This window comes from Streptomyces sp. AC627_RSS907, assembly GCF_019049165.1.
The window spans coordinates 1-779 of sequence record NZ_JAGMUE010001318.1; the positions used below are offsets into that span (position 1 = coordinate 1).

At 69.6% G+C, this 779-nt stretch carries 1 protein-coding gene; it reads left to right on the forward strand.

All coding sequences use genetic code 11. The features are described from left to right. Nucleotides 1-779: PKD domain-containing protein (locus KUM32_RS41690; RefSeq protein ID WP_217146827.1), on the forward strand; the 779-nt coding region annotated here is incomplete at both ends.

The following is a 779-nucleotide window of genomic DNA, read 5'->3' on the forward strand; positions in this document are numbered from 1 at the left end:
GCTCCGGCTTCTCCAACGTCGGCCGCTGCCTGGACCTGTTCGCCCCCGGCGGCAACATCACCTCCACCAAGAACGGTGGCGGCTCGACGGGCATGAGCGGCACCTCGATGGCCACGCCACACGCCGCGGGCGCCGCCGCGCTCTACCTCTCCAGTAACAAGAACGCCACCCCGCAGCAGGTGCGCGACGCCCTGGTCGACAACGCCGACTCCGGCGTCGTCGGCAACCCGGGCAGCGGCTCGCCCAACAAGCTGCTCAACGTCAGCAAGCTCGGCACCCCGGCCGAACCGGGCGCCCCGACGGCGGAGTTCGCGGCCTCGTGCTCGGAGTCGGCGCTCTCGTGTGAGTTCGACGGGTCGGCGTCGCGGGACGCTGACGGGTCGATCGCGGGGTACGTCTGGGACTTCGGCGACGGCACGGCGGCCAAGGGTGTGAAGCCCGCGCACACGTATGCCAAGGCGGGTTCGTACGAGGTCAGGCTGACGGTCACGGATGACAGCGGGAAGACCGGCACGGTGAGCAAGAAGGTGTCGGTGGGGGCGCCTGCGGGTGAGCCGCCGGTGGCGCGGTTCTCGGTCTCGTGTTGGTACGACGCGTGTGACTTCAACGCGGGGCAGAGCACCGACAAGGAAGGTGACATCGCCTCGTACGCGTGGAAGTTCGGTGACGGGCAGACCGGTACCGGGGTGACGGCCAAGCACACCTACCCGGCTGGTCAGAAGACGTACACGGCCGAGTTGACGGTGACCGACCGGGCGGGTAACGCGGGTACGGCGACC